This window comes from Actinomadura physcomitrii, assembly GCF_008923205.2.
GTDB classification, from domain to species: Bacteria; Actinomycetota; Actinomycetes; order Streptosporangiales; family Streptosporangiaceae; genus Spirillospora; species Spirillospora physcomitrii.
This window is the reverse complement of sequence record NZ_WBMS02000002.1, coordinates 143,406-156,730: the sequence shown is the minus strand read 5'-3', so window position 1 is coordinate 156,730 and position 13,325 is coordinate 143,406. Positions and strand designations below refer to the sequence as shown.

The 13,325-nt window shown below is 73.1% G+C and carries 14 protein-coding genes; 8 read left to right on the top strand and 6 right to left on the bottom strand.

The window, feature by feature from the left end; genetic code table 11:
- Positions 1-204 precede the first annotated feature (204 nt).
- Both F8568_RS02765 and F8568_RS47705 read right to left on the bottom strand, forming a co-directional pair.
- Entirely contained in the window at positions 205-1,107 is a 903-nt protein-coding gene (locus tag F8568_RS02765; protein ID WP_151591023.1) for a hypothetical protein, read from the bottom strand.
- Positions 1,108-1,371: 264 nt separating this feature from the next.
- Entirely contained in the window at positions 1,372-1,884 is a 513-nt protein-coding gene (locus F8568_RS47705; RefSeq protein WP_236008304.1) for an Lsr2 family DNA-binding protein, read from the bottom strand.
- A 441-nt stretch (positions 1,885-2,325) separates the two neighbouring features.
- Between F8568_RS47705 and F8568_RS02755 the strand changes: the two genes are divergently transcribed.
- On the top strand, positions 2,326-2,613 hold the full coding sequence (locus tag F8568_RS02755) for a hypothetical protein (RefSeq protein WP_151591021.1): 288 nt from the start codon (positions 2,326-2,328) through the stop codon (positions 2,611-2,613).
- Positions 2,614-3,057: 444 nt separating this feature from the next.
- Here F8568_RS02755 and F8568_RS02750 read toward each other — a convergent pair whose 3' ends face one another.
- Genes F8568_RS02750 through F8568_RS02740 form a run of 3 tightly spaced genes read right to left on the bottom strand, consistent with a single transcriptional unit; the run spans position 3,058 to position 6,139 of the window.
- Positions 3,058-4,083 (bottom strand): S-adenosylmethionine:tRNA ribosyltransferase-isomerase, encoded by a 1,026-nt coding sequence (locus tag F8568_RS02750; protein WP_151591019.1) that lies wholly within the window; start codon positions 4,081-4,083, stop codon positions 3,058-3,060.
- Positions 4,080-5,453, bottom strand: a complete 1,374-nt coding sequence (locus F8568_RS02745; protein ID WP_151591017.1) for an MFS transporter — start codon at positions 5,451-5,453, stop codon at positions 4,080-4,082. Before F8568_RS02745 ends, F8568_RS02750 begins: the two co-directional genes overlap by 4 nt.
- Positions 5,450-6,139 carry an SDR family oxidoreductase gene (locus F8568_RS02740; RefSeq protein WP_151591015.1) on the bottom strand — a complete coding sequence of 230 codons (690 nt, stop codon included), beginning with the start codon at positions 6,137-6,139 and terminating at the stop codon, positions 5,450-5,452. Before F8568_RS02740 ends, F8568_RS02745 begins: the two co-directional genes overlap by 4 nt.
- A gap of 189 nt (positions 6,140-6,328) precedes the next feature.
- Between F8568_RS02740 and F8568_RS02735 the strand changes: the two genes are divergently transcribed.
- From F8568_RS02735 to F8568_RS50155, 5 genes are all read left to right on the top strand, one after another.
- Positions 6,329-7,468 (top strand): GAF domain-containing sensor histidine kinase, encoded by a 1,140-nt coding sequence (locus F8568_RS02735; RefSeq protein ID WP_151591013.1) that lies wholly within the window; start codon positions 6,329-6,331, stop codon positions 7,466-7,468.
- On the top strand, positions 7,465-8,187 hold the full coding sequence (locus F8568_RS02730; RefSeq protein WP_328600696.1) for a response regulator transcription factor: 723 nt from the start codon (positions 7,465-7,467) through the stop codon (positions 8,185-8,187). Before F8568_RS02735 ends, F8568_RS02730 begins: the two co-directional genes overlap by 4 nt.
- A 36-nt stretch (positions 8,188-8,223) precedes the next feature.
- Positions 8,224-9,009: a PP2C family protein-serine/threonine phosphatase gene (locus F8568_RS02725; protein WP_151591011.1), complete on the top strand. Its 786-nt coding sequence runs from the start codon at positions 8,224-8,226 to the stop codon at positions 9,007-9,009.
- Positions 9,010-9,391: 382 nt separating this feature from the next.
- Positions 9,392-9,718: a DUF2752 domain-containing protein gene (locus tag F8568_RS02720; protein WP_151591436.1), complete on the top strand. Its 327-nt coding sequence runs from the start codon at positions 9,392-9,394 to the stop codon at positions 9,716-9,718.
- 88 nt (positions 9,719-9,806) lie between these two features.
- Positions 9,807-10,547, top strand: a complete 741-nt coding sequence (locus F8568_RS50155; RefSeq protein ID WP_151591009.1) for an RDD family protein — start codon at positions 9,807-9,809, stop codon at positions 10,545-10,547.
- Between the two features lie 90 nt (positions 10,548-10,637).
- On the opposite strand, the gene F8568_RS02710 is transcribed toward F8568_RS50155, so the two are convergent.
- Positions 10,638-11,408, bottom strand: a complete 771-nt coding sequence (locus F8568_RS02710) for a hypothetical protein (protein ID WP_236008303.1) — start codon at positions 11,406-11,408, stop codon at positions 10,638-10,640.
- Between the two features lie 227 nt (positions 11,409-11,635).
- Between F8568_RS02710 and F8568_RS02705 the strand changes: the two genes are divergently transcribed.
- Together F8568_RS02705 and F8568_RS02700 are read left to right on the top strand one after the other, a co-directional pair.
- Positions 11,636-12,424: an ABC transporter ATP-binding protein gene (locus tag F8568_RS02705; protein ID WP_151591005.1), complete on the top strand. Its 789-nt coding sequence runs from the start codon at positions 11,636-11,638 to the stop codon at positions 12,422-12,424.
- A 125-nt stretch (positions 12,425-12,549) separates the two neighbouring features.
- Complete coding sequence (locus tag F8568_RS02700) at positions 12,550-13,323, top strand: sulfite exporter TauE/SafE family protein (RefSeq protein ID WP_151591002.1); 774 nt, start codon at positions 12,550-12,552, stop codon at positions 13,321-13,323.
- The last annotated feature ends 2 nt before the right edge of the window (positions 13,324-13,325 follow it).

Sequence of the window (13,325 nt, the reverse complement as noted above, 5' to 3'; positions counted from 1 at the left end):
CGTTTGAAATCGCAGGTGCGCGGCGCCCGCGCGGGTGCGGGTCGAAGCGCTGTTGCGGCGCCTGGATGCCGGTCAGTTGGGTGTGGACGCCGTGCTCGCGGTCGCGGAGCGGGCGGGGCTCACGGCGGGCTTGGCGCGTCTTGAATTGCCTGCGGGCGGGGCTGTCGCGGGCGCTGGTGGATGCGGTCAAGGGAGCACGCTCGCCTAGTCGCCCGGCCGTTCGGGCCTGGGCGTCTTGGGCAGCGGGACGGTCATGGAGATCGCGGCGGCGGAGTCGTTACCGGATCTCGGGTGGGGGTTCGCGCGTACGTTGATGCGTTTGCCGTTCGCCTTGGCCCACGCTTCGAGTGCGGCGCGGCGCTCGCGGGCGGCGGCGAAGGGGTCGCGTTCCTCGGGCGGACGCTTGTCCACAGGAGTGATGGAGACGGTGGAGGCGGCGCGGTCGTCCACGTGCAGCAGGTCGTAGCGCAACGCGTACTCCAGCGCGGCGTCGATCGCCTGTGTGGACACGAGCAGGCGCTCGGCAAGGTCTGCCTTGGACGCTTGGCCTGGTGACCACAGCGCTATTGCGACGAGGTCCATGGCCAGGTCGGATTCGAGGTCGTCGTCCTGCGCGGAGCGTGGCTCGCGGAACAGGCCGCGCGGTGGCTCGAGGACGCCGCCGGCGGGCCAGAACTGCAGCAGCCAGTGCCAACGGTCGTCGAGGCGTCTCCGGGACATGCGGACGCGGTACAGGCCGGCCGGGCCGAGCCTCACGCCGCGCATCGGCTCGCTTTCGATGACCTGAGTCAAATTGACGCCGAGGCCTCCGCTGCGCAGTGGCGACTCCATCACGTCGCCCCACCGCTCGTCGGACGGAGGCGGCGCCGCGTCGTGGGCTTCGAGTACGACGTGGTTGAGGTTCGTTGTCGTGGCGAGGACCCAGCCGTTGCCCGCGCCGCCGAGGTCGCCCTGCGGCCATCCGGCGAAGGCGTCTTCGTCGAGCAGGTCGAGGTCCAGGTGGGCCAGTTCCGGTGGGAGGTCGGTGGTCCATGGGGTGCCTCGGACAACGAGGGTGCTGTATTCGGGACGGTGCTCGGGGTGCTCGTAGCGGGCTAAGAGAGGCATGGACGGACGGTAGCGGTCGGGGCTGACAGCTCAAGCGAACTTTGGGGGCCAACCCGTGAGGGCGCGGCCTACGCGTTTGAGAACCGCACCCGCGCGGGTGCGGGTCGAGCCGCTGTTTCATTGCTGGTCCGTTCGGTGCGGGCGCCGTGCTCGCGGTCGCGGAGCGGGCTGGGCCGCTCGGCCTGTCTTGAACTGCCTGCGGCCGGGCTGCCGCGGGCGTTGGGACCTTGCGTGTAGCCGTCCTGAACCGGGGCTTTGGGGCTGTTAGCCGAGGGGGCCTTGGTGGCGGCGGAACTGTTCCTCGACCGCGGGTGGGATGTTTCCGCGCTGGTTTATCTTCACGCCGTTGGCCTTCGCCCACGCTTGGATTGCGGCGCGGCGCTCGCGGGCGGCGGAGGGGTCGCGTTCCTCGGGTGGGCGCCTGTCCACCGGGCTCATGGAGATGGTCTCGGTGGTGAGGTCGTCCACGTGCAGCAGGCCGCGGCGCAGCGCGTACTCCAGGGCGGCGTCGATCTCGTGGACAGGCATGAGCAGGCGCTCGGCGAGGGCGGCCTTGGTGGCCTGGCCGGGTGACCACAAGGCGTGTGCCACCAGGTCCATCGCCGCCCGGGCGTAGGGCTCGGAGTCTTCGTCCAAGGGGCGCGAATCGCGGGACAGGCGGCGCGGTGGGTCGAGGACGCCGTTGGCGGGCCAGAACTGCAATAGCCATTCCCAGCGGTCGCCGAGGCATTTGCGGTGGATTCGCGCGCGGTACAGGCCCGGTGGTCCGAGTCTCACGCCTTGCATCGGAGCTTCGGCTATGACTTGGGTCAGATCGGCGCAGTGGCCGGCGGTGGGGAAGGGCGACTCCATGACGTCGCCGTCCCACTGGGTGTGGGGTGGGCGTGCATCGTGGGCTTCGAGGACGACGTGGTTCAGGTCCGCGGTGGTGGCGCGGATCCAGCCGTTGCCCGCCCCGGCGAGATCGCCCTTGGGGAGAGCGAAGGCGTGCTCGTCCAGTAGGTCGAGGTTCAGGTGGGCCAGTTTCGGTGGGAGGTCGGTGGCCCAGGGGGTGCCTCGTATGACGAGGTTGCTGTACTCCGGGTGTGGTCGGGCTTCTCGTAGCGGTCCACGAGCGGCATGGTCGGACGGTATTGGTGGGGGCTGACGGTGCGGCTGAACCTGGGGGTTGAGGGCGGCGTCGTATGGCGGACGGGCGTTGTGCGACGGGAGTGGGGCGTGGCTGTGGAGTTGGAGCTGGCGGATCCTGAGGAGATGTGGGCGGAGGCGTGTGCCACGGCCATGCTCAGCGCGGGCACCCCGGGGTGGGGTGCGGCGGTGCGGGACGACGGGGTGCGGACCGAGGACGTCGGGAACGGCCGGCACGGGATGAGCTGGGTCGAGGGCGGCCGGGCGATCGTGTACGGCTACGACGTCGACTACAGCGAGACCCGTCACCAGGTGCCGCCCATCGATCTGCTCGCCGGGGGCCGGAGTGGCTGCCGTGGGAGTGGCTGGCGGGGATGATGCGCGAGGAGCACATCGTCCAGTACGTCTACTGGTGGGACGGGGCGGTCTGGGCGCGTACGGACTATCCGGAAGGCATGGAGGACGGCGGCGGCGGTGTGGGGCGCGACCACCAGGTCGAGGAGTCCTTCCTCGCGTGGGGCGACGATCCTGAGGGTGCGGCGGACGCGTTCGAGAACCTCATCCGCGCGGCGCGCGCGTGCGGTGGACCGGGGCGTGGTCGAGGCGCTGTTGGGGCGTCTGGATCCCGAGCAGTTCGACATCGCGCTGACCGGGGCGTTCGACGCCGACACGATGCTCGGGGTTGCGGGGCGGGCGGGGCTTACGGCGGGGTCCGTTCGGCCGGAGTTGGCCGCGGGGCGGGGCGAGCCGGTGGGGCGGCGCGTCCATGTCATCGATCAGCCGTTCGACAGCGAGGGGATCCCCGCGCATCTGTGCTGGTCTCTACGGGAGCAGGAGGTTGAGGTCGCCGAACTCGTGCCACAGGTAGCCCTCGTCGAGGGCGGCCCGGTAGGTGGCGGCGAGGAGGTCGCGGCCCGCTATGGCGGTGAGCATCATCAGGTGCGACGAGTTGGGCTCGTGGAGGCCGGTGAGGAGGCCGTCGACGGCGCGGACGCCGCGTTCGGGCGTGACGACGTGCTCGGTCCATCCTGAGGAGGCCTGGACGTGTCCGGAGGCGTCCACGGCGGTCTCCAGGGCGCGGACGGCGGTGGTGCCGACGGCGATGACCCGTCCGCCGTGGGAGCGGACGTGGGTGACGAGCGCGGCGGTGGCGGCGGGCACCTCGTAGCGTTCGGCGTACGGGGGTTCGTGGGCTTCGGGGGACGCGACGCCGGTGTGCAGGGTGATCGGGGCGAGCAGGACGCCGCGGGAGACCAGGCGGGTGACGAGTTCGGGCGTGAAGGGACGGGCGGCGCTGGGCATCTCGGCGCCGCCCGCCGAGCGGTCGTGGGCGAACGCGGTCTGGTAGGCGGCGGTGGGCCAGTCGCGGCGGACGTATCCGTAGCGGATGGGGACGCCGTGGCGGCGCAGGTAGGGGACGACGTCGGTGCTGAGGCGGGCCTGCCAGAGCCGGTCGGTGCGGCGGCCGATGAGGGTGAGGGTGGCGCCGCCGGGCATCGGGATCCATTCGCCGGGGCTGCCGCCGCCGTAGGGGAGGCTCGCCTTGCCGGACGGGCGGCGGAGTTCGACGATCCAGTCGCGCTCGCCGGCGCCGGGCAGCGGGGTGGAGAAGTGGACGCTGATGCGGTCGAGGCGGACGGCGGCGGGCAGCGTGGCGGAGGTGTTGACGACGAGGAGGTCGCCGGGGTCGAGGAGCGCCGGCAGGTCGCGGAACTCGTGGTGGGAGACCTCGCCGGTGGCGCGCCGTCCGGTGAGGAGGCGGACGCCGTCGCGGGTGCGGCCGCGGGCCTCGGGGGGTTCGTGCGCCTCGAGGTCCGGCGGCAGGGTGAAGTCGATGATGTCGGTCATTTCCGGGCCTCCAGGCGGAGTGCGGCGACGACGCCGGCGGCGGCGATCGCGGCGAACATGGTCCCGGCGGCGGCGAGCCCCAGGTGGAGGCGGCCGGTGCCGAAGCCGGTGACGAGCGCGCCCGCGGCGCCGACGACGAGGGACGAGCCGAGGGTGTCGGCGATCTGCAGGGCGGAGGAGTTGACGCCCTGCTCGTCCTCGGGGGACAGGTCGAGCAGCAGGACGCTGAGGCTGCCGATGGCGAAGCCCATGCCGGCGCCGCCGACGATCCAGGCGGGCACGGCGGCCCAGCCGGACAGCTGGAGCGCGAAGGTGACGGCGACGATCCCGGCGGTGACGAGCACCGCGCCGAGCAGCGCGAAGAACTCGCGGGGCCGCGTGGAGCGGCCCTGGATCTGGGACGCGGCGGACCAGCCGAGCCCGCCGACGGTCAGCACGATCCCGGCCGTGGTGGCGCTGAACCCGTGCAGGGAGGTGAGGGTCAGCGGGATGAAGGAGTCGGCGCCGAAGAACGCGCCGGACAGCAGCGCGCGGACGGCGACGACGCTCGGCAGCCCGCGGCGCATCCGGAGGGTTCCGGCGGGCAGCAGCCGGGGGAGCCCGTAGCCGAGGCCGGCGAGGCCGGCCAGGGCGGCGGGGGCCATGGTCCAGCCGGTGCGTCCGAGGCCGTAGAGCAGGAGGCCGGCGCCTCCGGCGGCGGCGATGGCGGCCGTGTAGCGGGCGCGGCCGGGGCCGTCCGGCGCGGCGCCGGAGCGGCGGACGCCGCGCAGCGTCGGTGTGAGCAGCAGCGCGGGCGGGACGACCAGCGGGATCAGGCCGAGGAACACCCAGCGCCAGCCGAGGTGCTGGGCGACGGCGCCGCCGACGGCGGGGCCGATCAGCGACGGCAGCACCCATGCCGCCGACAGCGCGGCGAACACTCGGGATCGCAGGTGCTCGGGGTAGACGCGGGCGATCACGACGTAGAGCGCGACCATCGGGACGCCGGAGCCGAGGCCCTGGATCGCGCGCCCGGCGACGAACAGCCACATGGTCGGCGCGGTCCCGGCGACGGCGAGCCCGGCGACGAACACCGCGAGGCCGATCATGAACGGGCGGGCCGGGCCGTACCGGTCGACCCAGCCGCCCGCCAGCACGATGGACAGCAGGCTCGCGATCAGCGTCGCGCTGAACCCCCACGCGTACAGCGGCAGCCCGTCGAGGTCCTTCGCGACGGCGGGCATGACGGTCCCGACGGACATCGACTCGAACGCCAGGAAGGTGACGACGAGGACGATCCCGAGGGTCGCGACCCGGTGCCCGCGGCCCATCACCCCCTGGCGCGGCCGTTCCCCGGCGGCGGCCTCGTCCGGTTCGATCACGGTGGTCATCGTGTGGCCGTCAGGTCGGCGGCGCGGTACCGGCCGCTGGCGGGACGGCCGTCGATGAGCCGGTGGAACGCGGCGGCGGCCTCCTCGGGCGGCGGCGCGGCGTCGGCGTCCTCGCCGGCGGCGCGCAGCATGTCGGTGCGCATCTCCCCCGGGTCCGCCCACCAGACACGGATGTACGGCTCCTCCGCCGCGAGCACGTTCGACAGCTGCTCCAGCGCCGCCTTCGACGACCCGTAGCCGCCCCACGTCTCGTAGTTCTCGACCGCCGCGTCCGAGGTGACGTTGAGGATCGCGCCCTGCCGGTCCCGCAGCGCCGGCAGGACGGCCTGGATCAGCGCGAGCGGCGCGAGGACGTTCGTCGCGTACGTCGCGGCGAGGTCGGCGACGGGCTGGTCGGCGAGCCGCGGCAGCGGCGTCGTGCCGAGGGTGCTCGCGTTGTTGACGAGCAGGTCGAGCCCGCCGGACACGGCGCGGGCGAGGTCGGCGCGGTGCGCTGCGTCGGCGACGTCCCCGGGGACCGCGGTGACGTCGCCGCCGATCTCGCGGGCCGCCGTCCCCAGCGCGGCCGCGTCCCGGCCGTCGATGACGAGCGTCCAGCCGTCCGCGGCGAGCGCGCGGGCCAGCGCCCGCCCGAGCCCCCGGGACCCTCCGGTGATCAATGCTGTCTTTCCAGCGGCCGTCTTCATGCCTTCGACGCTAGGAATCGGGCCGCGGTCCGGCATCGGCCATCGGCCCCCGGGCCCGCTCCGCAAATGGTCGTAGGACCGACGGCCCCCTTCGCCGGTGCCCGCGTCCGGAGGGCCGGGGGCAAAACCGAGTACGGTCTTCACATGTGCGCCATGAACGGCGCGTGAGGGGGGAGGCGAGGGGCCGGAATGGGCGAGGCGGAAGGGCTCGGAGCCGGACAGGGCGCGACCCTGCACGCGGTGAGCTCCGCCGTGCTCGCCGTCACCCGCCACCTGTCGGTCCACGAGGTGCTGCAGGTGATCGTCCGGGCCGCGGCGCGGCTGCTGGACGCCCGCTACGCGGCGCTCGGCGTGCCCGACGACGAGGGGTCGTTCGCCGAGTTCGTGGTCGAGGGCGTGTCCGACGAGGACTGGGAGCGGATCGGCCCGCTGCCCCGCCAGCACGGCATGCTCGCGGCGATGCTGCGCGGCGACACGCCGAAGCGGCTGGCCGACATCCGCCGCGAGCCGGAGTTCGAGGGCTGGCCCGTCGCGCATCCGGTGCTGAAGGACTTCCTCGGCGTGCCGATCAAGGACGGGGAGGACGTCCTCGGCATCATCTTCCTGGCGAACAAGAAGCGGCCCGGCGGGTTCACGCAGGACGACCAGGACCTGCTCGCGCTGTTCGCCGCGCACGCCGCGATCGCGATCACCAACGCCCGGCTGTACGAGCACAACCGCGAGCTGACGGTCGTCGCCGAGCGCAGCCGGCTGGCCCGCGAGCTGCACGACGCCGTCGCGCAGAAGCTGTTCTCGCTGCGGCTGACGGCGCGCACCGCGGCCGCGCTCGCCGAGCGCGACCCCAAGCGGACCGTGGAGGAGCTGGAGCAGGTGGAGCGGCTCGCCGCCGACGCGCTCGCCGAGCTGCGCGCGGTCATCTTCGAGCTGCGCCCCGCCGACCTCGCCGACGGGCTCGTCGCGTCGCTGCGCAAGCACGCCGAGGTGCTGGACCGGGCGCACGAGACCGCCGTCCGGTTCACCGCCGCCGAACCGGTCGTCCTGCCGGACGAACAGGAGGCGGCCGTGCTGCGGATCGCGCAGGAGGCCGTCTACAACGCGCTGCGACACGCCGGGGCGCGGACGGTCGAGGTGAGCCTGCGCGTGCTGGACGGCAGCGCCGTGCTGGAGGTCGCCGACGACGGGACGGGGTTCGCGGCGTCCGACGGCGACCAGCAGGGCGGGCTCGGCCTGGCGTCCATGCGCGACCGGGCGTGCTCGATCGGCGGGACGTTCGCCATCGACGCGGGCCCGGGGCGCGGCACGACGGTCCGGCTGGAGGTGCCGCTGTGACGCCGCCGCCCGCGCCGCCGATCCGGGTGCTGATCGCCGACGACCATCCGGTCGTCCGGCAGGGGCTGCGCACGTTCCTCGGCATCCAGGACGACATCGAGGTGGTCGGCGAGGCCGCGGACGGCACGTCGGCGGTGACGCTGGCCGAATCGCTGAAGCCCGATATCGTGCTGATGGACCTCAAGATGCCGGGCGCCGACGGCGTGACCGCGCTGACGGAGTTGCGGGCTCGAGGGGTGGGGGCGCGGGTGCTGATCCTGACCAGCGTCACCGAGCGCGGGCACGTGCTGCCGGCGGTGCAGGCGGGCGCGGCCGGCTACCTGTACAAGGACGTGGACCCGCGCGCCCTCGTCCAGGCGATCAGGGCGGTGCACGACGGGCATGTGCTGTTCGCGCCGGACGCGGCGGAGGCGATGGTGCGCGCGGACTCGGGGCGCGAGCCGGCCGGCCGCGGCCTCGGCGCGCTCACCGAACGGGAACGGGAGGTGCTCGTGCACATCGCGCGCGGCAGGTCCAACCGGGAGATCGCCCGCGCGCTCGTGGTCTCGGAGAAGACGGTCAAGACGCACGTCAGTAATCTGCTCATGAAACTGGGAGTGCAGGATCGGACGCAGGCGGCGCTCTACGCCGTCCGGCACGGCATCGGGCGGGACGGCAGCGCCCGGGACGGTGCCGGCCGGGATGGCGCGGACCGGGCCGGGGAGGCCGCTCGTGAGTGATACAACTCCTCTGACAGGATCGTCATCGAAATCGGTATGAACGTAGCAATCAGGTACGCAGCAGGCAGTGACATCGGGTGCAACCGAGAGAACAACGAGGACTCGGGCTACGCCGGTGCACGGTTGATCGCGGTCGCGGACGGCATGGGCGGCTATGCGGGCGGCGAGGTCGCGAGCTCGACCGTCATCGACTCGCTGCGCTCGCTGGACACCGGCGCCCATGGTGACGATCTGGTCGAGAGCCTCGGCCGCGCGGTCGCCGAGGCCAACGAGAAGTTGCGCATCGTCCGCGAGGAGCGGCCCGACCTGAGCCGGATGGGCACCACGCTCACCGCGATGCTGTGGTCGGGCGAGTCGGTGGCCCTGGCGCACATCGGCGACTCCCGCGGCTACCTGCTGCGCGACGGCGAGCTGTTCCAGATGACCCAGGACCACACGATGGACGAGCTGCTGAAGGCGGAGGCGGAGCAGGCGGGCCAGACCGCCGACCCCGCCGAGACGTCGCGGCTGTCGCACGTGCTGTACCGGGTGCTGGACGGGCGGGACGACCGCGAGCCCGACCTGCGGCTGCGCGAGGCGCGGCTCGGCGACCGCTACCTGCTCTGCTCGGACGGCCTGTGCGGCCCGGTCGAGGCGCAGCGGATCTACGAGCTGCTGTCCGCGGAGGCGGACCCGCAGCGCGCCGTCGCCGCGCTGATCGAGGAGGCGCGGGCCAACGGCGGCCCCGACAACATCACCGCGGTGGTGGCGGACGTCGTCGAGGCGGAGTACCACTCCGACGCGAGCGGCCCCCTTACCGTCGGCGCGGCGGCGCAGTCCTGACCCCCGCGCGGCCGCGTCAGCGGCCGCCGGTAGCCGCCCGTCCGTCGCGTTTCCCTGCTGCTCGCGACGTGATTCGTGGCGGCCGTAACCCTGAAGTCTGCCCGCATAGCTGGCTGTTTGTCCTAGTCTTGCTCCCGAGGTGGTCTCAGCGTGCCCTCGGTAACGGTCGCGTCGCGGATCGTGGCCCGCACTTGACCCGCCTCCGGGTGAACCCGGTATACGGGTCACTCAGCCGTTTGTCTTCGAGGCGGAGGATTCGTTGGGGGGAGCGCCCGGGGCGGCGGCCGCCGGTGCACCGGACGGTGCGCTCGGCCGGCTCGCCAGCCGGACTCTCACCGCAGCGCGGCACGGCCCACAAGGTGTGCTGCTGCGCGTTGCGGCGATGGCCGTTGCGGCCGTCGCCGCTTCATGCGTCCACCGTTTCCACGACCCCGGCGTGCTCTGCCCCCTGCGGGCGCTCACCGGTCTCCCGTGTCCCCTGTGCGGGGGGACCACCGTGTTCATCGAGTCGGGCGGGGGCCATCCGGTCCGCGGCGCGCTCGCGAACCCGCTGGCCCTGACCGGTGCGGCCGCCGTCGCCCTCGCCCCCCTGGGGCTGGGAGCACGGTGGTGGGCACTCCAGCCGAAGACCCGTGCCCGAATGCTCGGCGCCGCCCTCATCGGGTCGGAGCTGTGGCAGCTCGTCCGGTTCGGTGTTCTGCGGGTTTGAGCCGCGGTCGATCGTCGGTCAGACTTGCGGAGCCCTCCGGGTCCGGCGGGCGTCACACATCCACAGGGTCAATCAATAAGGAGCAAGTGTGGGTAACCCCTACGACCCGTACGGTCAGCAGCCGGGCTACGGGCAACAGCAGCCCGGGTACGGGCAACAGCAGCCCGGTTACGGCCAGCCCCCGGCCCAGCCCGGTTACGGTCAGCCTCCGGCGCAGCCGGGCTACGGTCAGCCTCCGGCGCAGCCGGGCTACGGCCAGCCCCCCGCGCAGCCGGGCTACGGCCAGCCTGCGGCGCAGCCGGGCTACGGCCAGCCGCCCGCCGCGCCGCCCGCCTACGGCGCCCAGCCGGCGCCCGCCCCGGCGCAGCCGGCGTACCAGGAGGTGCACCACCACCACTACGGCTCGACCGGCCAGCTGGCGCAGTGGGGCTCGCGTGCCGGTAGCTTCATCATCGACTACCTGATCGCCATCGTCCCGTTCTTCGTGCTCTGGCTGCTGGGCAACCTGCTGGCAAGCGCGGGCAGCGGCGCGGCCGTCCTCGGCGCGCTGTTCATGATCATCGGCATCGCCATCTGGATCGGCGTCTTCCTGTGGATCTGCTACCAGGAGGGCACCACCGGCCAGTCCATCGGCAAGCGCCAGATGGGCACCCGGCTGATCGGCGCGCAGACCGGTCAGCCGATCGGCTTCGGCATGGCCGTCGCCCGCAAGCTCGCGCACATCCTCGACGGTGCGGTGTGCTACCTCGGCTACCTCTGGCCGCTGTGGGACGAGCGCAGGCAGACCTTCGCCGACAAGATCTGCAACACCCTCGTCGTCCGCAGCTGAACACGCGCGGCGCGGTGAAGCGGGGCGTCCCTGCGGGGACGTCCCGCTTTCCCTTTTGGCACGTTCTCATCACCGCGCCGGAACGGGCGCCTACGGGACGGGATCGAACGCGCTGTTGCACGCCGCGACCCGCGCCCGCCGCACCGCCCGGTCGAGCAGCCGCAGCGCCTCGCTCCGGCGGCGCATCTGGTCGGCGGTGAGGCCGCGCTCGTCCATCCGCCGCGCCAGGTCCACGACGAGGGCCAGCCGGCCCGCCAGCGCCGCCACCCGGTGCGCGCGCGGCGGGTACCCGGGCGCCAGCGGATGGTCGCCGCGGTGCGGATCGCGCAGGTCGACCAGCGCGTCCGCGATCTCCGGCGGCACCCCGGACACGTCGTCCACCGCCAGCAGCGCTTCCGTCGCGTCCCGCATCGCCAGCGTCAGCTGCCGGTCGGCGTCCGCCAGGCCCGGCACGTCCGGCGGGTTCGCGGACGCGTCGTGCGTCGTCCACCGCACCCCGACATAGGACGAGCCGCGCCGGTCCTCCTCCGGGACCAGCCCGATCGCCCGGTCGCCGAGCAGCGCGACGACCGCCGCGCCCGCGTCGATCGCGGACCGGTTGAACTCGGCGGGACCCGTCAGCCCCAGCGGGTCGCCCGGCTCGGGCAGCGCCAGCCGCAGCGCGGTCAGCCCGCCGACGCGCAGGTCGCCGAGCCCGCGGCGCAGCGTCACCTCGGCGGGCTCCCCGCCGAGGATCTGCGGGCCCGCCGCCTTCTCGACCGCGTCCACCGCCTCGTCCAGGCCGACGCTGCCGGTCAGCCACGCATTGCCCCACGCGACCAGCGCGGTCGCCACGTCCCTGCTCATCCCGTCCGAGCTCATCGCGCCCGACACTCCCCAATGGACATGCGATCCACCATAAGCGCTCGGATCGCCGGTGCCATCGGGCCCGCACGACGTTCCTGCCTTCCGGCGCCGGCCGGACGGCCCGCCTCCGCGGGGAGCCGGGGGGCGGCGGAGGCCCGGCATCGCATAGGTTCTTTCCTGGACAACGGACCGGTCCGGACCGGGACCGGTGGGATCACCGGGAATGGGGACGAAGGCGCGCGATGGCCGGCGAGGTACTTCAGCTCCGCGGAGTCGGGGTCAGGCGCGGGGGCTCGGCCCTGCTGCGCGATGTCACGTGGACGGTGAACGAGGGCGAGCGGTGGGTCGTCGTCGGCCCCAACGGGGCGGGCAAGACGACGCTGCTGCAGATCGCCGCCGCGATGATGCACCCCACCGAGGGCTCGGTGGAGATCCTGGAGGAGGAGCTCGGCCGCACCGACGTCTTCGAGCTGCGGCCCCGCATCGGCCTCGCCAGCACCGCGCTCGCCGAGAAGGTCCCCGCCGGCGAGAAGGTCATCGACCTGGTGCTGACCGCCTCCTACGCGATCCTCGGCCGCTGGCAGGAGGAGTACGACTCCACCGACGTCAGCCGCGCCGTCGCCCTGCTCGACCAGCTCGGCTGCGCCGAGCTGATGAGCCGGACGTTCACCACCCTGTCCGAGGGCGAGCGCAAGCGCGTGCAGATCGCCCGCGCGCTGATGCCCGACCCGGAGCTGCTGCTGCTGGACGAGCCCGCCGCCGGCCTCGACCTCGGCGGCCGCGAGGACCTCGTCTCCCGGCTCGCCGCCCTCGCCGACGACCCCACCTCACCGACGATGGCGATGGTCACCCACCACGTCGAGGAGGTCCCCGACGGCTTCACCCACGCGCTGCTGCTGCGCAAGGGCGAGATCGTCGCGCAGGGCAAGGTCGACGAGGTGTTCACCGCCGAGCACCTGACGGCCTGCTTCGGCCTGCCGCTCACCATCGAACGGCAGGGCGGGCGCTGGTACGCGCGCGCCGTCCGCTGATCGCCGCCGGCCCGCCGTTACCGGCCGACCACCACGCAACGGGCACCCCCATTGCCGTCCTGAGCTGCACTGTCCCTACCATCATGAGCGCCGTTGCCAACCGCTAGCGCCGAGATGGGACCCTTTTGAACCTGCTGGACGCGGCCGCCGTGTTCGCGGCCGGGGTCGCCGCCGGAGGCATCAACACCGTCGTCGGGTCCGGCTCCCTGATCACGTTCCCGACCCTGGTCGCGCTCGGCTACGTGCCCGTCGTGGCGAACGTGTCCAACAACATCGGCCTCGTCCCCGGCGGCGTGACCGGCGCCTACGGGTACCGCGCCGAGTTGAAGGGGCAGCGCGCCCGGCTGCTGCGGCTCGGCAGCGCGTCGCTGACCGGCGCGGTGATCGGCGCGCTGCTGCTGCTCGGCCTGCCCGCCGCCGCGTTCAAGTTCATCGTCCCGATCCTGATCGTCATCGCGCTGGTGCTCGTGGTCGTGCAGCCGCGGCTCCAGGGCTGGATCCGGCGCCGTCGCGAGGACGGCGGCGGCCACCCGCACGGCGGGCCGCTGCTGTGGCTCGGCGTGCTCCTCGCCGGCATGTACGGCGGCTACTTCGGCGCCGCCCAGGGCATCGTGCTGATCGCGCTGCTCGGCATCATGCTGGACGACGACCTCCAGCGGCTCAACGCGAGCAAGAACGTGCTGTCCGCCATCGTCAACGGCACCGCGGCGCTCATCTTCATCGCCACCTGGCTGTGGGGCGACACCGGCATCAACTGGTGGGCGGTCCTGCTCATCGCGGCGGGCTCCACCGTCGGCGGCTTCATCGGCGCCAAGGTGGGCCGCCGCATCCCGCCCCTGGTCCTACGCGGCGTCATCGTCGTCGTCGGTGTGGTGGCGATAGTAAATCTATTGCGGTAGTT